This is a genomic window from Pseudonocardia sp. Ae717_Ps2, assembly GCF_001932475.1.
Lineage (GTDB): Bacteria > Actinomycetota > Actinomycetes > Mycobacteriales > Pseudonocardiaceae > Pseudonocardia.
In genome coordinates, this window is sequence record NZ_MCIS01000001.1 from 5,480,743 (window position 1) to 5,504,209 (window position 23,467).

Sequence of the window (23,467 nt, forward strand, 5' to 3'; positions counted from 1 at the left end):
CCCGGGCCGTGGTGGGTCAGTCCTGCATCGCCCGCCACTCGTCGTCGGTGAACAGCCGCGAGCGGATCAGGAACCGGACGCCCTCCGGCGCCTCGACTGAGAACCCGCTGCCGCGTCCCTTCACGACGTCGACGGTGAGATGCGTGTGCTTCCAGTACTCGTACTGCGACGCCGACATCCAGAAGCCGATCGGCTTCTCCAGTCCCTCGACCCGCAGGTCGCCCAGGTGGACGTCCGAGTTGCCGGTCTTGAAGTCACCGTCCGGGTAGCACATCGGGGCGCTGCCGTCGCAGCACCCACCGGACTGGTGGAACATCAGCGGACCGTGCAGGTCGGTGAGTCTGACCAGCAGATCGGCGGCGGCCGGCGTCAGCGTCACCCGCTCGGTCGGGGTGACACCGACGTCCGGCTCACCCATCAGAAGAAGCCCAGCGCGTTCGGCGAGTAGCTCTGCAGGATGTTCTTGGTCTGCTGGTAGTGGTCCAGCATCATCTTGTGGTTCTCGCGCCCGATGCCGGACTGCTTGTAGCCGCCGAAGGCCGCGTGCGCCGGGTAGGCGTGGTAGTTGTTCACCCACACCCGGCCGGCCTGGATCTCGCGGCCCGCCCGGTAGGCGGTGTTCGCGTCGCGGCTCCACACGCCGGCGCCGAGGCCGTAGAGCGTGTCGTTGGCGATCTTCATGGCGTCGTCGTAGTCGGTGAAGCGGGCCACCGAGACGACCGGGCCGAAGATCTCCTCCTGGAAGATCCGCATCTGGTTGTTGCCCTCGAACACGGTCGGCTTGATGTAGTAGCCGCCGGCGAGGTCACCGCCCATCTCGGCCTTCTCGCCACCGGCGAGGACCTTGGCGCCCTCCTGCCGGCCGATGTCGATGTAGGACAGGATCTTCTCGAACTGGTCGTTCGAGGCCTGCGCACCGATCATGGTCTCGGTGTCGAGCGGGTTGCCCTGCTTGATCTGCTCGACCCGCTTGACGGCCTGCTGGAGGAACTCGTCGTAGATGCCGCCCTGGATGAGCGCGCGCGACGGGCAGGTGCAGACCTCGCCCTGGTTGAGGGCGAACATCGCGAAGCCCTCGAGCGCCTTGTCGTAGAAGGCGTCCTGCTGCGAGGCGACGTCGTCGAAGAAGATGTTGGGGCTCTTGCCGCCGAGCTCCAGGGTGACCGGGATCAGGTTCTCCGAGGCGTACTGCATGATCAGCCGGCCGGTCGTGGTCTCACCGGTGAAGGCGATCTTGCGGATGCGCTTGTTCGACGCCAGCGGCTTGCCCGCCTCGACGCCGAAGCCGTTGACGACGTTCAGCACACCCGGCGGGAGCAGGTCGGCGACCAGCTCGAGCAGCACGTGGATCGAGACCGGGGTCTGCTCGGCCGGCTTCAGGACGATCGCGTTGCCGGCGGCGAGCGCGGGGGCCAGCTTCCAGATCGCCATCAGGATCGGGAAGTTCCACGGGATGATCTGACCGACGACGCCCAGCGGCTCGTGGAAGTGGTAGGCGATGGTGTCGGCGTCGATCTCCGACGACGTGCCCTCCTGCGCCCGGATCGCACCGGCGAAGTAGCGCAGGTGGTCGACGGCGAGCGGGATGTCGGCGGCCAGGGTCTCGCGGCAGGCCTTGCCGTTGTCCCAGGACTCGGCGATCGCGATCAGCTCGAGGTTCGCCTCGACCCGGTCGGCGATCTTGTTCAGGATGTTCGCCCGCTCGCCGGCGGAGGTCTTCCCCCACGCCGGGGCGGCGGCGTGCGCGGCGTCGAGCGCCTTCTCGATGTCCTCGGCGGTGCCCCGGGCGACCTCGGTGAAGTTCTGACCGGTGATCGGGGTCGGGTTCTCGAAGTACTGGCCCTTCACCGGAGCGACGTACTCGCCGCCGATGAAGTGCTCGTAGCGCGGCTTGAAGGAGACGACGCTGCCCGGCTGACCGGGGTTGGCGTAGACGGCCATGAATGGTCCTTCCCTGAGGTGCTTCGTCGAACCGAGGGCGCGGTGCGGAACGCACGTTGCGCGTGACCGCCGACACTAGGAAGGTGGGGGTTGCACAGAAGTTGCACGCAGATGCGGAACCTGACCCTCCGGTGAGTGCCGATCACGCGGATTCGATTCAGGTAAGGCAAAGCTGACCGTAAGGTGAGGACGTGGCAGCGGAGCACGCGGATCGCCGGGTGTACGAGCGGGCGCGCGACGCCCTGCTCGGCGGCACCCCCGGCACGCACCCCGCCGGGGTCCGGCCCGAGGTCCGCGCCTCCTGGGCCCGCTCGCTGGCAGCGGCGGTCGACCCGGAACGCGCCCGTCCCCCGCACGACTACGACCGTGCCGAGCTCACCGACCGGCGGGCGGCGCACCCCCTCGCGTCCGTGCTGCCGGTGCTGCGCGAGACGCTGACCGACGCCGCCGAACAGGCCCGGCACATGATGGTCGTGACCGACGGGCGCGGGCGGGTCCTGTGGCGCGAGGGGGCCCGTGCGGTGCTGACCCGTGCCGAGCGGGTCGACCTGGTGGAGGGCACCCGGTGGAGCGAGGACGCCGTCGGCACCAACGCGATGGGCACCGCGCTGGCCGGCGCCGCCCCGGTCCGCATCCACTCCGCCGAGCACCTGGTCAGCGCCTACCACCCGTGGACCTGCGCGGCCGCGCCGGTGCGCGACCCCGCGACCGGGCAGGTGGTGGGCACCGTCGACGTCACCGGTCCGGAGGAGAGCTTCCACCCGACGACGCTGGCGCTGGTCACCGCGGCCGCGCGGCTGGCCGAGCACCGGTTGCTGGCCATCGCCGAGGCCCACGACCGGCGGCTGCGCGAGGAGTACTGGCCGCACCTGACCCGGCTCGGGGGCACCCCGGGCGCGCTGCTGTCCGCGCACGGGCGGGTGCTGGCCGCGTCGCCGGGCAGTGAGTTCCCGGAGCGGATCGCCCTGCCCGACGGCGGGGACCGGGTCGTCGTCGACGGCGTCGTGGTCGGCGGGGCGCCGGTGGGCGGCGGGTCCGTCGCGGGGGTGCTGGAGCCGCTGGGCGAGGGCTGGCTGCTGCGGCTGTCCGTGGGAGGGCCCGCGCGGACGGCACTGACCCTGCCGCTGCTCGGGGCGCGGACCCCCGTCGTCGCCCGCCGGGACGGGCGCCCGGTGCGCCTGGGCCTGCGCCACGCCGAGGTCCTCGCGCTGCTGGCGCTGCACCCGGAGGGGCTGACCGCCGACCAGCTCGCGGCTGCCCTCTACGGCGACGGCGGCCGCGCCATCACCGTGCGCGCCGAGGTGCACCGGCTGCGGCGCGCCGTCGGCGAGGACACGGTGCGGACCCAGCCCTACCGGCTCGTCGCCGACGTCGACGCCGACTTCCTCCGGCTGCGCGCGGCGCTGCGGGAGGGTCGGGTCCGCGACGCCGCGGCCGAGGCCGCCCGTGGGCCGCTGCTGCCGACCTCCGACGCACCGGAGATCCGCCGGGCCCGCGAGCAGCTCGCCGTCGCGGTCCGGTCGGCGCTGCTGCGGGCCGACGACCCGGACGCGCTGTGGACCCTGGTCCGGGCCGGTCGGACAGCGGGCACCGACGACGAGGAGCTGCGCCACCGGCTGCGGGGTCTGCTGCCGTCGTCGGACCCGCGGCGCGACGAGCTCGGCTGAGGGCTCATCCCGGGTCGGTGTGGTCGGGGATGCCGTCGTCGTCGGAGTCGGGCAGTCGCGGGTCCTCCTCGCCGGCCCGCACCGCCTCCAGCTGCGCGGACAGCGCCACCCCGGCCAGCAGCGCGACCCCGGTGACGTTCGCCCAGATCAGCAGGGCCATCACCGCCGTCAGCGGGCCGTAGGTCTCGCCGAAGGTGTCGGCGACCGCGACGTAGAGCCCCAGCAGCCCGGACGCGACCAGCCACATCAGGACCGTCGCCGCCGCCCCGACGCCGAGCCAGGACAGCCCCGGCTGACGGCGGCGTGGCGCGAACCGCAGCAGCACCGTCACCGCGACGACGAGCAGCGCCAGCCCGACCGGCCAGCGCACGACGTCCCACACCGTCTCGGCGACCGCGCCCCACCGGTACACCTCGCGCACCGCGTCCCCGAACGGCTCCCCCGCCACGATCAGCAGCAACCCGGCCGCCATCGCGACGCCCGCCGTGGCGGTGAGCGCTGCGGCACGCGCGTACTTGGCGAGCGCGGGCCGGTCCCGCTCGGTGCCGTAGATCCGGTTCGCGCCCCGCTCCAGCTGCGCGAACGCCGAGGTGGCCGCGGCGAACGCGGTGAGCAGGCCGAGCACGAGCACCAGCTCACCGCGTTCCCCGGTGGGGGTGTCGTCGCGTTCCGGCTGCTCGCCGGGGTCCTCCGGGCCGCCGGTGCCGGTGCCCGTCGCGCCCGGGTCGCCGACCGCGTCCGCGACCAGCTCGTCGCTGGTGCCCGGGGACAGTGCCAGCACCGTCCGGGCGACGACCTCCGAGGCCCCCTCGGCGCCCGCCGCGGCGGACAGTCCGACCCCGGCGATGATCAGCGGGACGGCGGCGAGCGCGAGCTGCAGGCCGAACGCGCGGGCGTGGGAGAAGCCGTCGCCGTAGCGGAAGCGCAGGAAACCCGCGGACAGCAGGTGCCCCAGGCCGTAACGGCGCAGGGTGTGGGCGGCGTCGTCGGCGGAGAGCTCCTCGCCGGTCATCAGCCGGGTCTCCGGGACCGGGCGCACCGAGCTCATGCGCAGAACCTAGCCGCAGGAGGACGCCGCCACCGTGCACCTCGGCGAGCTCCTGCCCACCTCGGAGGACCCGGCGGTGCGGGTCGAACCGGAGCAGGCCCGTGACCGCGACGACGAGTGCCTGCGGACCGCCCGGACGGAGCTCAGGACACCTGGACGGCGTCCACGACGAAGACGAGGGTCTCGTTCGGTGCGATGCCGCGACCGCCCGCCCCGTACGCCTTGTCCGGCGGGATCACCAGCAGTCGGCGGCCGCCCTCGCGCATGCCGACCACACCCTCGTTCCAGCCGTCGATGACCGGGGCGTCGCCCACCTTCTCCAGGGGGAAGGTCTCGCCGCGGAACCAGGAGGCGTCGAGCTCCCGCTTGTCCGACCAGGTCACGAGGTCGTAGTGGGTCTGCACGGTGGAGCCGAGGACGACCTCGGGACCGGTGCCGACCACGAGGTCCTTGCTCAGGAGCTGTGCGGGCGGGGTGCAGGTGTCCGGCACGGTGATCGTCGGCTTGCTGCCGGGGTCCCCCGCCACCCCGATGTCGTCCACCGTGCAGACGGGCGGCGGCGCGGGGGCGGCCGCCGGTGCCGGGGCCGGTTCGGGGGCCGGGGAGGAACAGCCCGCCAGAGTGACGAGCAGGCCGAGGACGGCGAGGGAGCGCATGGAGTCGACCTTAGGGACGCCGTCACCCCGCGTCGTGGCGGGCTCGGCCTCAGGCCGTCGCGAGGAGCGCGCCCACCCGGGCGTCGAGCGCGTCGATGGGGTGCACGTGCCCGGCGCGCACCACGGTGCAGACCGTGGCGAGGTTCTCGACCGACTGCAGCAGGTCGGCGGCGAGCAGGAGGAGATCCGCGTCGGCCCCCGGGACGATGCGGCCCATCCGGTCGCCGCGGCCGAGGTACTCGGCCGGCGCCGTGGTGGTGCTGCGGAGCACCTCGAGCGGGCTCAGGCCCGCCCGACCGAGCTCCCGGAACTCCTCGTGGATCGAGCGCGCGACACCGCGGCCGCTGGTGTCGGTTCCGCTCATGATCCGCGTGCCTGCCGCGGCGATCCGACCGACCGTCCGTACACAGCGCTCGTAGTACTCGTGCAGCACGTCGCGGTCGGCCTGCGGGGCCGCGCGGAACGCCTCGGCGTCGGCCTGCTGACGTTCGCGCTGGTCGGCGGGCGCGCGCTGCAGCCAGGGATCCTCCCGGAACTCCGGGCCATCGGGGCGGTACTTGCCACGCAGGCCGACGAGGGTCGGGCAGTGCCAGACCCCGTTGTCCGCGAAGGAGCGACCCAGCGCGTCGGTGCGCTCCTCGGAGTAGGTCTCGAAGGCCCGTCGGAGCAGGGCGATCTGTGCCTCGTCCGTGGTGCTCGTGGCGGGGCCGAGGAAGCTCTCCTTCAGGAACGCGTCGAAGAACTCGGCCGCGAACGGCAGCCGGGCCACCCAGGCCGGGAACGGCAGGCCGGTCGGCTCCTGGGCCCACAGCGCCTGCGACTCCGACGACAGGGTCAGGAACACGCTCTGGCCCGTCCCGAGGTGCTCGATCGAGTCGAAGCCCGCCGCGGCCGCGTCCTCGATGTGGACCGCCGGTGGCAGGTGACCCGCGATCCGCAGCCCGCGCCGGTGCGCCTCGTCCACCGCGGCGAAGAAGACCTCCGGTTCCGTGAGGATCATCTTGATGAAGTCCGCGCCCTGGTCCCACTGCCGGGCGATCTCCTCGCGGACGCCCTCGACCGAGGCCGCGTTGAAGGGCAGCAGCAGGTCGCCGGGCATCCCGAGCAGCTGCGGGGCGTACTCGTCGAGGCCGAGCCGCTGCTGCGCGCGGTCGGCGAGCAGCTCGGGCGATCCCTCCATCTGCCGCATCCCGGTGATGCCCTGGGCCAGCATCAGGGTGAGGCCCAGCTCGGTGTCCGGGAGCTGGAGCACGTGGGTGTGCATCTCGTTGTAGCCCGGCACCGCGAAACGGCCCGTCCCGTCGATCACCCGGGCGCCCGACGACGGGGCGTCCGCCGTGGCCGTGACCGCGCGGACGCGGCCACCGTCGACCAGGATGGACCGGCCGGCGACCCGGCTCCCGTCCGCGGGGTCGACGACGGTCACACCGTCGATCCGGACGGCGCTGGACGGCGCGACGACGGCCCGCGGGCGAGGCTCGGACACGGTCGCCGCCCGGATGGCCTCCGCACCCGCCGCGCCGAGCCCTACGAGTGCCACCCCCACGCCCGCTCGTGCGAGGAACCGCCGTCTGCTGCTCACCCGGGAGGGGCCCTCCACCTCGAGCTCCGCCGCCTCGTCGCCGTCGGCCGGCATCGGGTTCACCCCTCTCGCCTTTCCGATGGAAGCATCATTACTGATGATATCATCAGATTTGGCGTCGGTGCTACGTTCCGGGGCATGCCGGACACCCCGGAGGAGCCGCGCGGCGGGCGTCGGGAGCGCCGCAAGGAACGCACTCGCACGGCGCTCGTCGGGGCTGCTCGACGCCTCCTCCTCGAGCGGGACGGCAGGCAGGCGAGCATCCAGACCATCACCGAGCTCGCGGACGTGGGGTTCGGCTCGTTCTACAACCACTTCGCTTCGAAGGAAGACCTCTTCGAGGCGGCGAGGGACGAGACCGTCGCGGACTACTTCGCCTGGCTGGACGCGCGTCTCGAGGCCGATGCCGACCCGGTGCGGCGGCTCACCGAGAGCATCCGGCTCACCGGCAGGCTCATCGTCGAACGACCCGAACTGGCGCAGGCCCTGAGCCGCGCAGACCGGCCCGCGGGCACGGACGCCCTGTCGCGACGGATGGAGGCGGACGTGCGCGCCGCCCTGGCCGCGGCCGACATCGTCGTGGGTGCGGCCGAGTTCGAGACGCTCCTGGTGGCGACGCTGGGGGCCATCCGCGCCGTCGTCGAGCGCGCGGCCGACTGGACGCCGACGGAGACCGCCGCGAACGCCGAGGTCCTCGCCCCCGCCGTCACCCGGCTGTTGGGCCTGCCCGAGAACGCCGGTCGGCCCGGATCCCGTGCGGGCTCCGGGCCGTCGTCTGGATGAGCGGTCAGCCGGTCAGGCGTACTCCTCGGAGGAGGTGCTGCCACGGGCGGAACCCGGCCGCAGGGGGGCGAGAATGACGGCCGTGGACACCCCGGCACGGATCGACCGCTTCGACGAGCTGGTGGAGCGCGCGCGGGCACTCACCGCCGGACGACGACGGGCGCTGCTGGGCATCGCGGGCCCGCCCGGGGCCGGGAAGACGACCGTCGCACTGGCCCTGGTCCGCGCGCTCGCCGCCGCGCCCCCGGCCGGGCTCGGCCCGGGCCGGGTCGCCCACGTCCCGATGGACGGCTACCACCTCGCCGACGTCGAGCTGGACCGGCTGGGCCGCCGTCACCGCAAGGGCGCTCCGGACACCTTCGACGCCGACGGCTACGCCGCACTGATCGCCCGCCTGCGGGCCACCCCCACCGACGGCGCGGGCCCCGTGTACGCCCCGGCGTTCGACCGGGAGATCGAGCAGCCCGTGGCCGGGTCGATCCCGGTGCACCCGGAGTGCCGCCTCGTGGTCAGCGAGGGCAACTACCTGCTCCTCGACACCCCCACCTGGCGGGCGGTGCGGGCCGGGTTCGACGCGGTGTGGTTCCACGAGACCGACGAGGCGCTCCGGCTGGAACGCCTGGTCGCCCGGCACGTGCACTTCGGCAAGACCCCGGAGGCGGCGCGGGCCTGGGTGGAACGGACCGACGAGCCGAACGCCCGCCTGGTCGAGGCCTCCCGGGGCCGGGCCGACCTGGTCGTCGCGCTGCGCTCGGCGTAGAGCCCGCACACGACGGCGGGCCGCCCCGGAACTCCCGGGACGGCCCGCCGTCGTCGTGCGTGGGTCCTGCTACTCCTCGCCGGCCAGCGCGGTCGGCGGGGAGTCCGGCACCGGCTCGGACGGCTTGCGCTCACCACGGAAGGTGAACTTGGCCTTGTCCGACCAGGCGTTGGAGCCCTCCTCCGCGGAGGTGTCGAGGCCCTCGACGTCGACGATGACGATCTGCCCGGCCTCGATCTCGCCGAACAGGATCTTCTCCGACAGCTGGTCCTCGATCTCCCGCTGGATCGTCCGGCGCAGCGGCCGGGCGCCCAGGACGGGGTCGAACCCGCGGTGGGCCAGCAGCTTCTTGGCGTTGTCGGTGAGCTCGATGCCCATGTCCTTGTTCGCCAGCTGCTTCTCCACCCGCCCGATCATCAGGTCGACCATCTGGATGATCTGTTCCTGGTTGAGCTGGTGGAAGACGATGATGTCGTCGATGCGGTTGAGGAACTCCGGCCTGAAGTGCTTCTTCAGCTCGTCGTTGACCTTCGTCTTCATCCGCTCGTAGTTCGACTTCTCGTCGCCGCCGGAGGAGAAGCCCAGCCCCACGGCCTTCGAGATGTCCTGGGTGCCCAGGTTCGAGGTGAAGATCAGCACGGTGTTCTTGAAGTCGACCGTGCGGCCCTGGCCGTCGGTGAGACGGCCGTCCTCGAGCACCTGCAGGAGCGTGTTGTAGATCTCCTGGTGCGCCTTCTCGATCTCGTCGAACAGCACCACCGAGAACGGCTTGCGCCGCACCTTCTCGGTGAGCTGGCCGCCCTCCTCGTAGCCGACGTACCCGGGAGGGGCGCCGAACAGCCGCGAGGCGGTGTAGCGGTCGTGGAACTCACCCATGTCGATCTGGATGAGGGCGTCGTCCTCGCCGAACAGGAAGTTCGCGAGCGCCTTGGACAGCTCGGTCTTACCGACACCGGACGGGCCGGCGAAGATGAACGAGCCGGACGGGCGCTTCGGGTCCTTCAGACCGGCGCGGGTACGACGGATCGCCTGCGAGACGGAGCGGACCGCGTCCTCCTGGCCGATGATCCGCTTGTGGACCTCGTCCTCCATCTTGAGCAGACGGGTCGTCTCCTCCTCGGTCAGCTTGAACACCGGGATGCCGGTCCAGTTCCCCAGCACCTCGGCGATCTGCTCGCCGTCGACCTCCGCGACGACGTCGAGGTCGCCCGACTTCCACTGCTTCTCGCGCTCGGCCTTCTCGCCGAGCAGGGTCTTCTCCTGGTCGCGCAGGTGCGCGGCCCGCTCGAAGTCCTGCGCGTCGATCGCCGACTCCTTGTCCCGGCGGACGTTCGCGATCTTCTCGTCGAACTCCCGCAGGTCCGGCGGAGCGGTCATCCGGCGGATGCGCATCCGGGCGCCGGCCTCGTCGATCAGGTCGATCGCCTTGTCCGGCAGGAAGCGGTCGTTGATGTAGCGGTCGGCCAGCGTCGCCGCCGAGGTCAGCGCGTCGTCGGTGATCGTGACGCGGTGGTGCGCCTCGTACCGGTCACGCAGCCCGCGCAGGATCTCGATCGTGTGCTCGACCGACGGCTCGGACACCTGGATCGGCTGGAAGCGGCGCTCCAGCGCGGGGTCCTTCTCGACGTACTTGCGGTACTCGTCGAGCGTCGTCGCACCGATGGTCTGCAGCTCGCCGCGGGCCAGCATCGGCTTGAGGATCGAGGCGGCGTCGATCGCGCCCTCGGCGGCACCCGCACCCACCAGGGTGTGGATCTCGTCGATGAACAGGATGATGTCGCCGCGGGTGCGGATCTCCTTGAGCACCTTCTTGAGGCGCTCCTCGAAGTCACCGCGGTAGCGGGAACCGGCGACCAGCGAGCCCAGGTCGAGGGTGTAGAGCTGCTTGTCCTTCAGCGTCTCCGGGACCTCGCCCTTGACGATCGCCTGGCCGAGGCCCTCGACGGCGGCGGTCTTGCCGACGCCGGCCTCACCGATCAGCACCGGGTTGTTCTTGGTCCTCCGCGAGAGGACCTGCATGATCCGCTCGATCTCCTTCTCCCGGCCGATGACCGGGTCCAGCTTGCCCTCACGGGCCTGCTGGGTGAGGTTGCGACCGAACTGGTCCAGCACCAGCGACGAGGACGGGGTGCCCTCGCCACGGCCACCGGTGCCGCTCTCCTGCGGCTCCTTGCCCTGGTAGCCGGACAGCAGCTGGAGCACCTGCTGACGGACACGGTTGAGGTCGGCGCCCAGCTTGACCAGCACCTGGGCCGCGACGCCCTCGCCCTCACGGATGAGCCCGAGCAGGATGTGCTCGGTCCCGATGTAGTTGTGGCCGAGCTGCAGCGCCTCGCGCAGCGATAGCTCCAGCACCTTCTTCGCCCGGGGCGTGAAGGGGATGTGGCCGGACGGGGCCTGCTGCCCCTGGCCGATGATCTCCTCGACCTGCTGTCGCACGCCCTCCAGAGCGATACCGAGGGACTCGAGCGCCTTCGCGGCGACGCCCTCTCCCTCGTGGATCAGGCCAAGGAGGATGTGCTCGGTCCCGATGTAGTTGTGGTTGAGCATCCGGGCCTCTTCTTGGGCCAGGACGACAACACGTCGCGCTCGGTCGGTGAACCTCTCGAACAATTCGCACTCCTTGCCTGCTGCGCCTCACTGACGGCGCGACCAGCATCTGTCGTACGGTCCGGGGCTCGCCCGAACCGACACTGCGCCCTCGCGTGACACCGCGCCAGGCCACCCTCGCGGGAGACCTCATACCACTGTATCGGTCGAAGGGGCCCCGGCGCCTCCACCTGACGTGCACCGGGGTACGTGCCGGCGGTAACACGGGGGACACCTGCCGTGTTCCCGGCGACTGTCAGCCGGTCGTGGCGGCGGCCTCCTCGCGTTCCCGCTCGGCCGCCTTGAACTGCCGGAACCCTTCCTCGTCGCGCCCGCGACGCCAGTAGCCGGAGATCGACAGGTCGTCCTTGGCGACGCCGCGCTCGCGGGTGAGATGCCTGCGGAGTTCGCGCACGGCGATCGCCTCGCCGTGCACGAAGGCGTGGACACGGCCGGGGAGGAACTCCAGATCCGCGACGACGGCGGGCAGCTGCTCCGAGTCCGGGTCGCCCCCGGCGTCGCTGCGGTACAGCCACCGCACGTCCACGTCGGGGCCGGTCGGCACGGCGATCTCGTCGCCGGGGGCCTCCACCTGCAGGACGGCGACGACCGGCCGGCCGGCCGGGATCCGCTCGAGCGCGGCGCAGATCGCGGGCAGTGCGGCCTCGTCGCCCACGAGCAGGTGCCAGTCGGCGTCCGGGTCCGGGGCGTAGGCACCGCCAGGGCCGACCATCCGCAGCCGGTCACCCGGGCGGGCGGCGGCCGCCCACGGGCCGGCGAGACCGGTGTCGCCGTGGTGGACGAAGTCGATGACGAGCTCGCCGGCGGCGTGGTCGAGCGAGCGGACGGTGTAGGTCCGCTGGGCGGGCCACTGGTCACGCGGCAGCTCGGCGTGCACCCGGTCCATGTCCAGCGGCTCGGGGTACTCGACGCCGGGGAGCGGGAAGAGGATCTTGACGTAGCGGTCGGTGTACTCCGTGTCGGGGAACGCCGCCAGGCCGTCGCCACCGGCGACGACGCGCACCATGTGCGGGCTCAGGCGTTCGGTGCGGAGCACCCGGAGATCGGTGACGGGGCGGGCCATCGGGCTGCCTCCCAACGACGAAGGGGAAGGGGCCGTCGCGACGGTACCCCTCCCCCGACCCGTTCGGTGAGGTAGACCTTAGATCTCCTGGTGGTAGGCCTCGAGGACCTCGGCCGGGATGCGGCCGCGGTCGGAGACCTTCATCCCGCGGTTGCGGGCCCACTCGCGGATCGCCTGGTTCTGCTCGCGGTCGACCGACGGACGGCGGGCCGCCGTGCTCGCCGAGCCGCTGCCGCGACGCCGGGTCGCGCCCCCGGCCCGGCGGGCCGCGGCGACGTAGTCGGCGAGCACGTCGCGCAGCTTCTTCGCGTTCCCGTCCGACAGGTCGATCTCGTAGTTGCGCCCGTCGATACCGAACTCGATCGTCTCGTCCGCCGCGTCACCGGTCAGATCGTCGACGAGCCGGACTTCCTTGATCTGCGCCATCTCCGCAGCCTCCTTGAATGGCCGAACACGTTCATGATGAGGGACCGGGGCCGACATCGGCGACTGCGCGACGCAATAGCAGGACGCAATACGACACCACCGGGTACCGGTTCCGACTCGAATCAGAGAGTATCCGAGAAATGATCGTGGCGTCGACCCGGGTCGGGAGAATGCGGCGAAACGAGCCCCACACCACTCGTACGGGTCCGACAAACACGACGTCCCCGGTCGCCGTTCGCGGCCGGGGACGTCGTCGGATGTGCGTTCGGAACCGGTTCAGGACTCCCCGCGGACCAGCGGGAACAGGATCGTCTCGCGGATTCCGAGGCCGGTCAGCGTCATCAGCAGACGGTCGATACCCATTCCCATGCCGCCGGTGGGCGGCATGCCGTACTCCATGGCACGCAGGAAGTCCTCGTCGAGCTGCATGGCCTCCGGGTCGCCCGCCGCGGCCTTGAGCGACTGGGCGTACAGGCGTTCCCGCTGCTCGACGGGGTCCACCAGCTCGGAGTAGGCCGTGGCCAGCTCCACCCCGAAGACGATGAGGTCCCAGGACTCCGACAGCCGGGGGTCGTCGCGGTGCGCACGGGTCAGCGGCCGCACCTCGACCGGGAAGTCCCGCACGAAGGTCGGCTCGAGCAGGGTGTGCTCGACCAGCTTCTCGAACAACTCGAGCACGATCTGGGCAGCCGTCGGATAATCGGTGATGTCGACGTCGTGCTCGTGCGCGATCCGTTGCAGTTCAGTCAGTTCGGTGTCCGGCGTCACATCCTGGCCGACGGCCTCGGACACCGATCCGTAGATGGTCACCGAACGCCACTCGCCACCGAGATCGTGCTCCGTGCCGTCGTGGTGGCGCACCGTGGTGGAACCGAACAGCGCCCGTGCCGAGGCCTGGATCAGCTCACGGGTCAGGACCGCCATGTCGTCGTAGGTCGCGTAGGCCTGGTAGGCCTCCAGCATCGCGAACTCCGGGGAATGCGTGGAGTCGATGCCCTCGTTCCGGAACACCCGGTTCAGCTCGAAGACGCGCTCGATACCGCCGACCACGCAACGCTTCAGGAACAGCTCCGGGGCGATCCGCAGATACAGATCGGAGTCGAGTGCGTTCGCGTGCGTGACGAACGGGCGCGCGGTGGCGCCGCCGTGCAGGTTCTGCAGCATCGGCGTCTCGACCTCGATGAAGTCGCGGCCGGTGAGCGACTCGCGGACGGTCCGCAGCACGGTGGACCGCGCGCGCACGGTCTCGCGGGCCTGCGGACGCAGGATGAGGTCGATGTAGCGCTGCCGGACCCGGTTCTCCTCGGAGAGCTCCTTGTGCGCGGTCGGCAGCGGCCGGACCGACTTCGCGGCGACCGACCACTCGTCGACCATCACCGAGAGCTCGCCCCGCCGCGAGGTGATGACCTCGCCGCGCACCGCGACGAAGTCACCCATGTCCACGACGGCCTTCCAGCCGGCCAGCGCGTCGGCGCCGACCCGGTCGAGGGAGAGCATGGCCTGCAGCTCGGTGCCGTCGCCCTCGCGCAGCGTCGCGAAGCAGAGCTTGCCGGTGTTCCGCACGAAGATCACCCGGCCGGCGACGGCGACGGTCTCGCCCGTCGCGGTGTCCGCGGGCAGGTCCGGGTGGGCCTCGCGGACCTGGCGCAGCGAGTGCGTGCGGGGGACCTCGACGGGGTACGGGTCGGTGCCCGCGGCGATCAGCTCCGCGCGCTTGGCCCGGCGCACCCGCATCTGCTCGGGGAGGTCGGCCTCGGTCGCCGGGTCGGTCGGGGTGCCGGGAGTGTTCACGGCAGGTCAGGCTATCGGCGGTACCCGGGAGCGCCCGTCGTCACCCCCCCTGCCCGGCGACCGGCGCACGCGGCGGGGCGTCGGGACATCGCGCGGCGGCCGATCACCGGCCTACCGTGGGACGGTGCCCGACGACGAGGTGGACCGCGGCCGCACGTTCGGCGCCGTCGCCCCTGCCTACGACGACCACCGGCCCTCCTACCCCGACGCCGCCGTCGACCTGGCGCTGGCCGGGACCGGCCCGGGGCGGGTGCGGGTCCTCGACCTGGGCGCGGGGACCGGCAAGCTGACCCGGTCACTGGTGGCGCGCGGGCTCGACGTCGTGGCGGTGGAACCGGACCCGGAGATGCTCGCGGTGCTGCGGGCGCGCACCCCCGGCGCCGACGCCAGGGCCGGGTCCGCGGAGACGATCCCGCTGCCCGACGGCGACGTCGACGCCGTGCTGGTCGGGCAGGCCCTGCACTGGTTCGACCTGGACCGGGCCGTACCGGAGATCGCCAGGGTGCTGCGCCCCGGCGGGGTGCTGGCCGGGCTGTGGAACAGCGGCGACCCCGACGTCGGCTGGGTCCGCGAGCTGGGCGAGGTGGGTGAGCGTGGACGGCGGGTCCCCGGGAACGCGGCCGGGGGCGGCACCCCGCCCCGGATGCCCGGCGAGCCCTGGTTCACCGACGCGCACCAGGAGCAGGTCACCTGGCCGCGGGCGACCGGCGTCGAGCAGCACGTCGCCGACATCGCCACCCACTCCTGGGCACTCCTGAGCACCCCCGACGAGCGCGACGCGGTGTTCTCCGCCGTGCGTGGCTTCCTGCGCGAGCGGGTCGCCGACGCCGACGGCCGGTTCACGATGCCGATGCGCACCATCGTGTGGCGGGCCCGGCGCGCCTGAGCCCCGTCGGCAGCCCGTCAGCGGGTCCGGTGGTGGCGCAGGTGGGTCAGCCGCAGCCCGTGCAGGGTCAGGTCCGGGACATGGTGGGTGACGGTGTCGGCGCGCCCGTGGACGAGTTCCGCGAGCCCGCCGGTGACGATCACGCTGACCGGCAGCGCGTCCGGCCCCAGCTCGGCCAGGATCCGGCGGACCAGCCCGTCGACCTGACCTGCCGCCCCGTAGAGCACCCCGGCCTGGACCGCCTCGACCGTCGTGCGGCCGATCACCGAGCGCGGCTCGACCAGGTCCACCGGCCGCAGCGACGACGCCCGCTCGGCCAGCGCCTGCATCGCGATGTCGACGCCCGGGGCCAGCGCGCCGCCGAGGAACTCGCCCTTCGCGGTGACCACGTCGATGTTCGTGCAGGTCCCGAGGTCGACGCAGATGCAGGTGGTACCGAACAGGTGGTGCGCGGCGAGCGAGTTCACCACTCGGTCCGCGCCCACCTCGCGCGGGTGGTCCACCAGCAGCGGCACGCCCGTCCGCACCCCCGGCCCGACGACGAGCGTCCGCATCCGGTCCGACCAGCGCGCGAGCAGGGTGCGCAGCTCCCGCGACGGCCCGGGCACCGTGGACAGCGCGGCGACCGCGGTGACCTCGGGGAAGTGCGCGCCGAGCATCCCGGAGACGGTGAGGTCCAGCTCGTCGGCGGTGGCGGAGGTGTCGGTGCGCAGCCGCCAGCGCCGCTCCGGCACCGGGTCGAGCCCCTCCGCATCGGTCCCGGTGTCGGGGTAGAGCCCCAGCGAGACGTGGGTGTTCCCGACGTCGATGCAGAGCAGCACCGCGTCGTCCCTACCGGGCCGCGCTGGTCAGCAGACCCGAGCCTGCCGGGGCGTGCCCCGGGTCGGCGCCCAGGTCCGCGATCCGGTTGTCGGCGTCGACGAAGACGACGCGCGGGCTGTAGTCGCGCAGCTCGGCCTCGTCGTAGGAGCCGTAGGAGATCAGGATGACCAGGTCACCGGGGTGCACCAGGTGCGCGGCGGCGCCGTTGATGCCGATCACCCCGGAGCCGGGCTCACCGGTGATCACGTAGGTCTCCAGGCGGGCGCCGTTGGTGATGTCGACGATGCTGACCTGCTCGCCCTCGAGGAGGTCGGCGGCCGCCATCAGGTCGGCGTCGACGGTGACCGAGCCGACGTAGTGCAGGTCGGCCTGCGTCACGGTGGCGCGGTGGATCTTGGACTTCATCATCGTGCGGTTCACGGCGGTTCTCCTCGGAGGCGGTCAGAACGCGATGGGGGCGTTGTCGATGAGCCGGGTGGTGCCGACCCGGGCGGCGACGAGCAGGCGGCCGTCCCCGCCGCCCGGAGCGGGAGCGGGGCCGAGGTCGGCGTCGCGCAGCTCCAGGTAGTCGACGTCGACCTCCGGCTCGGTCGCCAGCTCGGCGCGGGCGGCCTCCAGCACCGCGTCGTGCCCGCGGACCGACACCGCGGCACCGGCGGCCAGCGCCCGCGACAGCACGGCGGCAGCGCGGCGCTGACCGGGGTCGAGGTAGACGTTGCGCGAGGACAGGGCCAGCCCGTCGTCCTCGCGGACGGTCGGGACGCCGACGACCCGGGTCGGGAAGTCCAGGTCGCGCACCATCCGCCGGATCAGCGTGAGCTGCTGGTAGTCCTTCTCGCCGAACAGCGCGACGTCCGGGCCGACGATGTGGAACAGCTTCGACACGACGGTGAGGACGCCGTCGAAGTGGCCCGTGCGGGAGGCGCCCTCCAGCTCGTCGCCGAGCGGTCCTGCGGTGACCCGGGTCTGCGAGCCCGGCGGGTACATGTGCTCGACCTGCGGGGTGAACACCAGCTCGACTCCCTCGTCGCGGCAGGCGTCGAGGTCGGCCTCGATCGGGCGCGGGTAGCGGTCGAGGTCCTCGTCCGCACCGAACTGCAGCGGGTTCACGAAGATCGACACGACCGGGACGACGGCGCCGGGGATCCGCTTGGCGTGCCGGATCAGCTCGCGGTGGCCCTCGTGCAGCGCGCCCATCGTGGGGACGAGGACGACCTTGCGGCCGGCGCCGCGCAGCGCACGGGTGACCGCGGCGAGCTTCGCCGGGTCGCTGTGCACGGTCAGCCGGCCGGTGCCGTACCCGTTCCGGGTGGAGCCGGGGGTGCTCACTTCTCCTCCAGTGCGGTCTCGATGTCGCGGACGCCGTCGGGGCCGAGGAGCCCGGCGGCGGCGGCGCGGTGGGCGGTCCGCCCGGCCAGCGCGCGGTAGACGGCGGCCAGGTCGGGGTCGGCGTCGCCGATGCGGGCCAGATGGGTCCGGACGGTGCCGGCGTCGCCGCGGGCGACCGGTCCGGTCAGCGCGCGGTCGCCGTGACGCAGCGCGTTGTCCAGCGCGGCCGACAGCAGCGGCGCGACCAGACGCTCCGCGGGCGCGATGCCCGCGGTCTCCAGCAGCTGCACGCAGTCCCCGACCAGCGTGGTCAGGTGGTTGGCGCCGTGGGCGAGTGCGGCGTGGTACAGCGGACGCATCGCCTCCGGGATGCGGACGGGCTCGGCCGACATCTCCAGCACGAGCGCCTCGGCGACGCTCCAGCCGACGGCGTCGCGCGGGTCGCCGTGCTCCGGGTCGCCGGGTGCGGTGACGCCGATGCAGCAGGCGGCGAGCCGCTCGACGTCCTCGGGGCGGCCGGTCACGGTCATCGCCGGGTGCAGCGCCAGCGGCAGTACGCCCTGCTCCGTCGCCGGGTCCAGCACCGCGACGCCGCGCGACCCCGCCGTGTGGACGGCGATCTGGCCCGGGCGGAAGCAGCCGGCGGCGGCGAGGCCGCGGACCAGGCCGGGCAGGACGTCGTCGGGGACGGCGAGCAGGACCAGGTCGGCGCGGGAGCAGACCTCGTCGGGCGGGAGCAGGGGGACGTCGGGGAGCAGGGTCTCCGCCCGGCGCACCGAGGCCTGGGAGACCCCCGAGGCCGCGACGACGACGTGGCCCGCGCGGGCGAGCGCCGCACCGAGCACCGCGCCGACCCGACCGGCCGAGACCACCCCGACCGCGAGCCGCGCGGGGCGACCGCCATCGATCGCAGAGTCCATCACGAGAATCCGTTTCCTCCCGTTCCGGTCCTGGTGGGGTACCGGTCGGGCAATCCGCGGTCGGCGCGACCTCCGGTGGCCGCGCGCCGGAGGCGAGGGTAGACGGGCCCCGGGTCCGGGGCGCGCTCCTGAGACCGGCCTCACCCCGGCCCCGCCCGTGATCGACGGTTGTGGAGCGGAGCGTTCGCGAGGCGGACGCAGGGCTCCACGACCGGTGATCACCGGCTGGTGGTCAGCGGGGGCGGTCCGGCTCGTCGTCCGGGCGGCGCATCGGGCGGGTCGGGCCGGGGTCGGACGGGTCGTCGTGGTGGCGGCCCCGGTGCTCGGTGGCCGGGGACTCGGGGCGGCCGACGGGCCGGGTGACGCCGTCTCCCGTCCCCGGTCCGGTGCCCGCCGAGACCGGCCCGCTACCTGGCCCGGGCACGGGGCCGGGGCTGGGAACGGGGCCGGGGCCGGAAGGCCCGGACGTGCCGGGGCGGAACCCGCGGGCAGCGCCGTCGTGCCCGGCGGAGCGGGCCGTGGTGGGACCGGATCCTCCCGAGCCAGGCCCCCCTGAGCCAGGCCCACCTGAGCCAGGCCCACCTGAGCCGGGCCCTCCCGAGCCGGGCACTCCGGAGCCCGAGGCCGGGGAGGCCGGGGCCGGGGAGCCGGACTGCGCGGACCGAGCGCCCGGGGAGCCGGGGGCCCGGAAACCGGGTCCGGTGCTGGAGCTGGATCCGGTGCCGGTGCTGGGGCGCGCGGTCGGGTCCTGTGGGCGACCGGGAGCCCCCGGGCCACCGGCGGGCCGGGTGTCCGGCGCCGGCGGGGTGGGGCTCCGCCGGGCCTCCGCCCACCGGGGCGGGCGCAGCTCGTCGGGCCGTCCCCACGGCGCGGCGGCCGCCAGCGTGACGGGGCCGGGCGGGAGCGGCGGTACGGGCGGGCCGGCGGCGGCCGAGCCGCCGCCGTCGGGGAAGGTCGGGATGCGGAACTGGCCCGAGAAGCTGCCGTCCGGCGCGGCCGGGGGCGGCGGCTCCCAGTCCGACGGACGCTGCCGCGCCCAGGCCGCGACCAGCGCCTCCGGCACCCCGACGGCGACGGCGCGGGCCCGCAGCAGCGCGGCCAGCTTCTCGTCGTGCAGGGCGTGGGCGCTCTCCCGCACCGCGCCGCGCGCGATCCGGTTCCGCATGAACGCCAGCTCGGTGACCGCGGACTGGTAGTCGGCGACGGCCTTCGCCGCGGCCGGGCCGGAGCGGCGCCGCACCAGCGTGCGCCAGCCCCTCCGCCGGGACAGCCGGGCCAGCAGGGGCACCTCGCTGGGCGCGATCCACCCCGCGGCGGCGAACCCGGGCAGCTGGGCGGCGACGATCCGCGCCTCGCGGCGACGGGCGAACACCACGAGCAGGATCAGCCCCACGAAGATCGGGACCATCACGAACAGGTAGATCTGGTAGAAGCCGCCGGGCGTCGCGGCCAGCACCGACGCGCCGTTCCAGAGCGCGTGCAGCACCACCGCGGCGATGTAGCCGGCGATCATCGCCAGCGCCCGGACCCCGATGCTGCGGCTGGCCGCCGCGATCCCGGCAGCGATGCCGATCATGCAGGTGAACAGCGGGTGCGCGAACGGCGAGGCGACGCCGCGGACGAACAGCGTCGCGAGGACCCCGGCCGACTCCGGCTCGGACACCGCGCGGCCCAGGTAGAGGATGTTCTCGCTGAACGCGAACCCGGCGGCGACGATCCCGGCGTAGACGACGCCGTCGACGATCCCGTCGAACTCACGGCGCCGGAACAGCAGCAGCCCGATCAGGAACAGTCCCTTGGTGAACTCCTCGACGACCGGGGCGACCACGACCGGGCCGAACAGGTCACCCGCGCCGCGGCCGGCGGCCGCGTCGAGCACCGCCGAGGCGCTGGTGTTGATCAGCAGGGCGACCAGTGCGGCGAACCCGGCGCCCCAGAGGAACGCACCCATCAGCATCCGCGGCGGCTCGGGCTCCCAGCGGTCCACCCAGAGGAACGCCGCCACCACCGGCACGACCGGCAGCAGCGCGGCCAGGGTCCCGACGACCACTCCCGGCGTCCCGATCGCGCGTTGCAGCACCCCGAGCGTGATCACCGCGAGCAGGGCCAGCACCACCAGGCCCACGACCGGCAGCAGCACGCCCCGTCGCTTGGCCGACGGCGCCGGCACCGGGGCGTACGGGCGGCCGAGCGTCGGGGACGTCATGACCCTCCAGCGTAGAGAACCGCCCCCCGCCGCGCGGGGGGACGCGCCTCAGCCGGCACGGATCCCACCGTCGGTGTCGTCCGGGTCGTCGGGGGAACGGCAGCAGTACTCCAGCCAGAACGCGGCACCGACCAGCAGCAGCGCGCTGACCAGGCCGACCCCGGCGACGACGCTGTCCCGGAACGCGGCCACCACGACCGCGGCCCGCGGCAACGTGTGCATCAGCACGCCCACCCACAACCCGGCGACGACCGCGCCCCCGACCGCGGAGGCCTTCGCGAGCAGCACCGCCCGGGCCGCGACGAGCGGCGGCACCGGCGCGGCCCCGTTCCGGCGGTCGATCCGGCGCCGCAGCACGACCCCGCCCGCGGCCTCGGCGGCGGCGAGCACCGCGACGACGACCGCCGCGGCGACCGGCAACGTCGGCAGCATCCCGTAGGTCAGCTGGACGAGAATGTTGCCGAGCAGGGCCGCGACCACCGCGATGGCGGCGACGTCGCGGACCCGGGTCGGGCGCACGGTCGGGCGCGGGTCGTCGTCCGGGCCGCGCCCGGGGCGCTGACCGCCCGGTCCGGGCGCGGTCATGCCGGGTCCCGCAGCACGACGTCGTCGCGGCGGTGCACGCCCGCGCAGCCGTCCGGGCCGAGCCGGTCCAGCAGGTCGGCGACCGGGCCGTGCCCGTGCAGGACGGCGCCGGGCTCGGCGAGCAGCCACGGCAGCAGCACGGTGGCCCGGTCGGGGGTGCCGGGGTGCGGCAGGAGCAGCTCCGGGTCGTCCGAGGTCACCGGGGCGCCGTCGTCGGTCACCTGCACGATGTCGACGTCGAGGGTGCGCGGCCCCCACCGCTGCTCGCGGACCCGGCCCGAGGCGTCCTCGAGTGCCTGCCCGCGGCGCAGCCAGCCCCGGGCGTCGAGTGCCGGGTCGTCGGCGACGAGCACCGCGTTGAGGAAGTCCGGTTGGTCGGTCACGCCCCAGGGCGCCGTCTCGAACACCGGCGACACCGCCACGACGGCCGACCCCAGGTCCGCGACGACCGTACGCAGGTGCGCGGCCCGGTCACCCAGGTTGGAGCCGAGGGACAGGACCGCGCGGGTCACGCCCGGCTCCGGGTCAGGACCACCGCGACGTCGTCGAAGGTCAGCGGGATCGGCGCCGACGGCTTGTGCAGCGTCACCTCGACGGCGGCGATCCGGGCGTCGAAGTCCAGCACGGCCTGCGCGATCTCCCCGGCGACGGCCTCGATCAGGTCGCGGGCCGGGCCGCCGACGATGCCCGCGGCCAGCTCGGCGAGCTCGCCGTAGTGCAGCGTGTCGGCCAGGTCGTCCGAGGCGGCGGCGGGCGCGAGGTCGGCGTGCACCACCAGGTCGACGACGAACTCCTGGCCGTCGCGGCGCTCGTGGTCGAACACGCCGTGGTGGCCGCGGACCCGCAGCCCCCGCAGCTCGATCCGGTCGCTCACCGCCCGGTCTCCCGCGGGGAGCGGGCGCGCGAGGCGCCGAGCCGGCAGGCGGCCGCGACCGCGATGGCGTCCATCGTGGACTCGACGTCGTGCACCCGCACACCCCAGGCGCCCGCGTTCGCCGCGAGCGCGCTGATCGCGGCGGTCGCGATGTCGCGGCCCGCCGGCGTGCGCGGCTCGCCGTCGGCCGAGGCCAGCAGCTCGCCGAGGAACCGCTTGCGCGAGGCCCCGACCAGCACCGGGAAGCCCAGGTCGACGAACACGTCCAGCCGCCGCAGCAGCGCCCAGTTGTGCGAGGCGTTCTTGGCGAACCCGAGCCCGGGGTCGAGCACGATCCGGCCGGGGTCGACCCCGGACATCACGGCGTGGTCGACCCGGGCGACGAGCTCGGACCGGACCTCGCCGATCACGTCCTCGTAGCCCGCGAGCTGGGCCATCCCGGCGCTGTGCCCGCGCCAGTGCATGATCACCCAGGGCGTCCGGGACTCGGCGACGACCGCGGCCATCCGCGGGTCGGCGAGGCCGCCGGAGACGTCGTTGACCATCGCCGCACCGGCCTCGACGCAGGCCAGGGCGACCTCGGACCGGGTCGTGTCGACGCTGACCCGCACGCCCGCGGCGACGAGCTCGCGCACCACGGGCAGCACGCGCTCCCGCTCGGTCTCCGCGTCGATCCGCTGCGCGCCGGGCCGGGTCGACTCCCCACCGACGTCGACGAGGTCGGCGCCGGCGTCGCGCATCGCGACGCCGTGCGCGACGGCGTGCGACCGGTCGACGTAGCGGCCGCCGTCGGAGAACGAGTCGGGGGTGACGTTCAGGATCCCCATGACCGCGCAGCGGCCGAGCTCGGGCAGCGCCCCGCCGGGGGCGACCACGTCAGCGCCCCCTGATCAGCGACAACGCCTCCGCGCGGGAGGACGCCGAGCTCTTGAACAGCCCGCGCACCGCCGAGGTGGTGGTGCGCGACCCCGGCTTGCGGATGCCGCGCATGGCCATGCACAGGTGCTCGGCCTCCAGCACGACGATCACCGCGCGCGGGTTCAGCTTGCGCACCAGGGCGTCGGCGATCTGCGCGGTCAGCCGCTCCTGCACCTGCGGGCGCTTGGCGTACAGGTCGACCACCCGGGCCAGCTTGGACAGGCCGGTGACCTGCCCGTCGACGGCCGGGATGTAGCCGACGTGGGCCACCCCGTGGAAGGGCACCAGGTGGTGCTCGCAGGTGGAGAACATCGGGATGTCCTTGACCAGCACGAGCTCGCCGTGGCCCTCGTCGAACGTCTTCTCCAGCACCGAGTCCGGGTCGACGAACAGCCCGGCGAAGATCTCGCCGTAGGCGCGCGCGACCCGGGCCGGGGTCTCCTTGAGGCCCTCGCGGTCCGGGTCCTCCCCGACCGCGATCAGCAGCTCGCGGACGGCGCGCTCCGCACGGTCCAGGTCGATCCCGCCGGGCACGGCCTGGGTCACCCCGGCCGCCACCGCGGCGGACTCCACCGGACCGAGGCGTCCGTCCGTCGTCGA

General features: G+C 73.6%; 23 protein-coding genes. 4 read left to right on the forward strand and 19 right to left on the reverse strand.

The window, feature by feature from the left end:
* Window positions 1-16: 16 nt before the first annotated feature.
* Complete coding sequence (locus Ae717Ps2_RS25205; RefSeq protein WP_020626793.1) at window positions 17-418, reverse strand: DUF779 domain-containing protein; 402 nt, start codon at window positions 416-418, stop codon at window positions 17-19.
* Window positions 418-1,941: an aldehyde dehydrogenase family protein gene (locus tag Ae717Ps2_RS25210; protein WP_075309683.1), complete on the reverse strand. Its 1,524-nt coding sequence runs from the start codon at window positions 1,939-1,941 to the stop codon at window positions 418-420. Before Ae717Ps2_RS25210 ends, Ae717Ps2_RS25205 begins: the two co-directional genes overlap by 1 nt.
* A gap of 191 nt (window positions 1,942-2,132) precedes the next feature.
* On the opposite strand from Ae717Ps2_RS25210, the gene Ae717Ps2_RS25215 reads away from it, so the two are divergent.
* Entirely contained in the window at window positions 2,133-3,608 is a 1,476-nt protein-coding gene (locus tag Ae717Ps2_RS25215) for a helix-turn-helix domain-containing protein (protein ID WP_075309681.1), read from the forward strand.
* Between the two features lie 4 nt (window positions 3,609-3,612).
* Here Ae717Ps2_RS25215 and Ae717Ps2_RS25220 read toward each other — a convergent pair whose 3' ends face one another.
* From Ae717Ps2_RS25220 to Ae717Ps2_RS25230, 3 genes are all read right to left on the reverse strand, one after another.
* Complete coding sequence (locus tag Ae717Ps2_RS25220) at window positions 3,613-4,656, reverse strand: YihY/virulence factor BrkB family protein (RefSeq protein WP_075309679.1); 1,044 nt, start codon at window positions 4,654-4,656, stop codon at window positions 3,613-3,615.
* Between the two features lie 143 nt (window positions 4,657-4,799).
* Complete coding sequence (locus Ae717Ps2_RS25225; protein ID WP_075309677.1) at window positions 4,800-5,312, reverse strand: FKBP-type peptidyl-prolyl cis-trans isomerase; 513 nt, start codon at window positions 5,310-5,312, stop codon at window positions 4,800-4,802.
* Window positions 5,313-5,361: 49 nt separating this feature from the next.
* Entirely contained in the window at window positions 5,362-6,948 is a 1,587-nt protein-coding gene (locus Ae717Ps2_RS25230; protein ID WP_233147809.1) for an amidohydrolase family protein, read from the reverse strand.
* 84 nt (window positions 6,949-7,032) lie between these two features.
* Here Ae717Ps2_RS25230 and Ae717Ps2_RS25235 point away from each other — a divergent pair, with 84 nt between their 5' ends.
* Together Ae717Ps2_RS25235 and Ae717Ps2_RS25240 are read left to right on the forward strand one after the other, a co-directional pair.
* Window positions 7,033-7,677 carry a TetR/AcrR family transcriptional regulator gene (locus Ae717Ps2_RS25235; protein WP_075309673.1) on the forward strand — a complete coding sequence of 215 codons (645 nt, stop codon included), beginning with the start codon at window positions 7,033-7,035 and terminating at the stop codon, window positions 7,675-7,677.
* Between the two features lie 100 nt (window positions 7,678-7,777).
* Window positions 7,778-8,437 (forward strand): nucleoside/nucleotide kinase family protein, encoded by a 660-nt coding sequence (locus Ae717Ps2_RS25240; RefSeq protein ID WP_198932350.1) that lies wholly within the window; start codon window positions 7,778-7,780, stop codon window positions 8,435-8,437.
* A 69-nt stretch (window positions 8,438-8,506) separates the two neighbouring features.
* Here the strand turns inward: Ae717Ps2_RS25240 and Ae717Ps2_RS25245 are convergent, their stop codons facing one another.
* The 4 genes from Ae717Ps2_RS25245 to lysS all read right to left on the reverse strand — a co-directional run bounded on the left by Ae717Ps2_RS25245 (window position 8,507) and on the right by lysS (window position 14,270).
* A complete protein-coding gene (locus Ae717Ps2_RS25245) occupies window positions 8,507-11,050 on the reverse strand; it encodes an ATP-dependent Clp protease ATP-binding subunit (protein WP_060714044.1) in 2,544 nt (847 codons plus the stop codon).
* Between the two features lie 232 nt (window positions 11,051-11,282).
* The gene (locus tag Ae717Ps2_RS25250) at window positions 11,283-12,110 is read right to left on the reverse strand and encodes a siderophore-interacting protein (protein ID WP_075309669.1); all 828 of its coding nucleotides are present in this window, start codon (window positions 12,108-12,110) and stop codon (window positions 11,283-11,285) included.
* Between the two features lie 78 nt (window positions 12,111-12,188).
* Window positions 12,189-12,536 (reverse strand): Lsr2 family protein, encoded by a 348-nt coding sequence (locus Ae717Ps2_RS25255; protein ID WP_075333966.1) that lies wholly within the window; start codon window positions 12,534-12,536, stop codon window positions 12,189-12,191.
* Window positions 12,537-12,812: 276 nt separating this feature from the next.
* Entirely contained in the window at window positions 12,813-14,270 is a 1,458-nt protein-coding gene (lysS, locus tag Ae717Ps2_RS25260) for a lysine--tRNA ligase (protein ID WP_075334374.1), read from the reverse strand.
* A 181-nt stretch (window positions 14,271-14,451) separates the two neighbouring features.
* On the opposite strand from lysS, the gene Ae717Ps2_RS25265 reads away from it, so the two are divergent.
* Entirely contained in the window at window positions 14,452-15,213 is a 762-nt protein-coding gene (locus Ae717Ps2_RS25265) for a class I SAM-dependent methyltransferase (protein WP_075333967.1), read from the forward strand.
* 17 nt (window positions 15,214-15,230) lie between these two features.
* On the opposite strand, the gene Ae717Ps2_RS25270 is transcribed toward Ae717Ps2_RS25265, so the two are convergent.
* The 10 genes from Ae717Ps2_RS25270 to folE form a co-directional block, all read right to left on the reverse strand.
* Window positions 15,231-16,034 carry a type III pantothenate kinase gene (locus Ae717Ps2_RS25270; RefSeq protein WP_075309665.1) on the reverse strand — a complete coding sequence of 268 codons (804 nt, stop codon included), beginning with the start codon at window positions 16,032-16,034 and terminating at the stop codon, window positions 15,231-15,233.
* A 10-nt stretch (window positions 16,035-16,044) separates the two neighbouring features.
* Entirely contained in the window at window positions 16,045-16,455 is a 411-nt protein-coding gene (panD, locus tag Ae717Ps2_RS25275) for an aspartate 1-decarboxylase (protein ID WP_020622271.1), read from the reverse strand.
* Between the two features lie 21 nt (window positions 16,456-16,476).
* Window positions 16,477-17,364, reverse strand: a complete 888-nt coding sequence (gene panC, locus Ae717Ps2_RS25280; RefSeq protein ID WP_075309663.1) for a pantoate--beta-alanine ligase — start codon at window positions 17,362-17,364, stop codon at window positions 16,477-16,479.
* The gene (locus tag Ae717Ps2_RS25285; protein ID WP_020622273.1) at window positions 17,361-18,284 is read right to left on the reverse strand and encodes a Rossmann-like and DUF2520 domain-containing protein; all 924 of its coding nucleotides are present in this window, start codon (window positions 18,282-18,284) and stop codon (window positions 17,361-17,363) included. Before Ae717Ps2_RS25285 ends, panC begins: the two co-directional genes overlap by 4 nt.
* A gap of 232 nt (window positions 18,285-18,516) precedes the next feature.
* Entirely contained in the window at window positions 18,517-20,490 is a 1,974-nt protein-coding gene (locus Ae717Ps2_RS38455) for a PrsW family intramembrane metalloprotease (RefSeq protein WP_075333968.1), read from the reverse strand.
* 48 nt (window positions 20,491-20,538) lie between these two features.
* Entirely contained in the window at window positions 20,539-21,075 is a 537-nt protein-coding gene (locus tag Ae717Ps2_RS25295; protein ID WP_075309659.1) for a DUF3180 domain-containing protein, read from the reverse strand.
* Window positions 21,072-21,587 carry a 2-amino-4-hydroxy-6-hydroxymethyldihydropteridine diphosphokinase gene (gene folK / locus Ae717Ps2_RS25300; protein WP_075309657.1) on the reverse strand — a complete coding sequence of 172 codons (516 nt, stop codon included), beginning with the start codon at window positions 21,585-21,587 and terminating at the stop codon, window positions 21,072-21,074. Before folK ends, Ae717Ps2_RS25295 begins: the two co-directional genes overlap by 4 nt.
* Window positions 21,584-21,949, reverse strand: coding sequence for a dihydroneopterin aldolase (folB, locus tag Ae717Ps2_RS25305; protein WP_020626240.1), 366 nt, complete (start codon window positions 21,947-21,949; stop codon window positions 21,584-21,586). The genes folK and folB overlap by 4 nt, the downstream gene beginning before the upstream one ends.
* Entirely contained in the window at window positions 21,946-22,776 is an 831-nt protein-coding gene (gene folP / locus Ae717Ps2_RS25310) for a dihydropteroate synthase (RefSeq protein WP_075312685.1), read from the reverse strand. The genes folB and folP overlap by 4 nt, the downstream gene beginning before the upstream one ends.
* Before the next feature lie 49 nt (window positions 22,777-22,825).
* Window positions 22,826-23,440, reverse strand: a complete 615-nt coding sequence (gene folE / locus Ae717Ps2_RS25315) for a GTP cyclohydrolase I FolE (protein ID WP_020626238.1) — start codon at window positions 23,438-23,440, stop codon at window positions 22,826-22,828.
* Between the last annotated feature and the right edge of the window lie 27 nt (window positions 23,441-23,467).

Bases quoted from the DNA above. Each gene is read 5' to 3' on its own strand.
- Ae717Ps2_RS25295 (WP_075309659.1), bottom strand. From the start codon at position 21,075: ATGACCGCGCCCGGACCGGGCGGTCAGCGCCCCGGGCGCGGCCCGGAC.
- Ae717Ps2_RS38455 (WP_075333968.1), bottom strand. From the start codon at position 20,490: ATGACGTCCCCGACGCTCGGCCGCCCGTACGCCCCGGTGCCGGCGCCG.
- Ae717Ps2_RS25235 (WP_075309673.1), top strand. From the start codon at position 7,033: ATGCCGGACACCCCGGAGGAGCCGCGCGGCGGGCGTCGGGAGCGCCGC.
- Ae717Ps2_RS25285 (WP_020622273.1), bottom strand. From the start codon at position 18,284: ATGGACTCTGCGATCGATGGCGGTCGCCCCGCGCGGCTCGCGGTCGGG.
- Ae717Ps2_RS25210 (WP_075309683.1), bottom strand. From the start codon at position 1,941: ATGGCCGTCTACGCCAACCCCGGTCAGCCGGGCAGCGTCGTCTCCTTC.
- Ae717Ps2_RS25250 (WP_075309669.1), bottom strand. From the start codon at position 12,110: ATGGCCCGCCCCGTCACCGATCTCCGGGTGCTCCGCACCGAACGCCTG.
- Ae717Ps2_RS25255 (WP_075333966.1), bottom strand. From the start codon at position 12,536: ATGGCGCAGATCAAGGAAGTCCGGCTCGTCGACGATCTGACCGGTGAC.
- Ae717Ps2_RS25230 (WP_233147809.1), bottom strand. From the start codon at position 6,948: ATGCCGGCCGACGGCGACGAGGCGGCGGAGCTCGAGGTGGAGGGCCCC.
- Ae717Ps2_RS25205 (WP_020626793.1), bottom strand. From the start codon at position 418: ATGGGTGAGCCGGACGTCGGTGTCACCCCGACCGAGCGGGTGACGCTG.
- lysS (WP_075334374.1), bottom strand. From the start codon at position 14,270: ATGCGGGTGCGCCGGGCCAAGCGCGCGGAGCTGATCGCCGCGGGCACC.
- Ae717Ps2_RS25220 (WP_075309679.1), bottom strand. From the start codon at position 4,656: ATGAGCTCGGTGCGCCCGGTCCCGGAGACCCGGCTGATGACCGGCGAG.
- Ae717Ps2_RS25225 (WP_075309677.1), bottom strand. From the start codon at position 5,312: ATGCGCTCCCTCGCCGTCCTCGGCCTGCTCGTCACTCTGGCGGGCTGT.
- folP (WP_075312685.1), bottom strand. From the start codon at position 22,776: ATGGGGATCCTGAACGTCACCCCCGACTCGTTCTCCGACGGCGGCCGC.